Annotated in this window: 1 pseudogene; it reads left to right on the forward strand. The window is 74.2% G+C overall.

What is annotated here, in order from left to right:
* Positions 1 to 127: pseudogene (locus JHD82_RS30545) on the forward strand (FimV family protein); the annotation flags it as partial.
* Positions 128 to 302: the final 175 nt, after the last annotated feature.

Here is a 302-nt window from a genome sequence, read left to right on the forward strand (position 1 = left end):
ACCCTTTGTCGATCTGGTGATCGACGCCAGTTGGGCCTCGGGCAACCTGCAGCGCAACTACACCCTGCTGCTGGATCCGCCCAACCTGCAAAAGCTCCCGCCTGCCGTGACGGCTGCAGCCCAGGCCCTGTCTCTTATACACATCTCCGAGCCCACGAGACGCTGACGTTGATCGCGTATGCCGGCTTCTGCTTGAAAAGGGGGGGGGGGGGGGGGGGGGGGGGGGGGGGGGGGGGGGGGGGGGGGGGGGGGGGGGGGGGGGGGGGGGGGGGGGGGGGGGGGGGGGGGGGGGGGGGGGGGGG

The organism is Delftia sp. ASV31 (assembly GCF_016428765.1).
GTDB lineage: Bacteria > Pseudomonadota > Gammaproteobacteria > Burkholderiales > Burkholderiaceae_C > Comamonas > Comamonas acidovorans.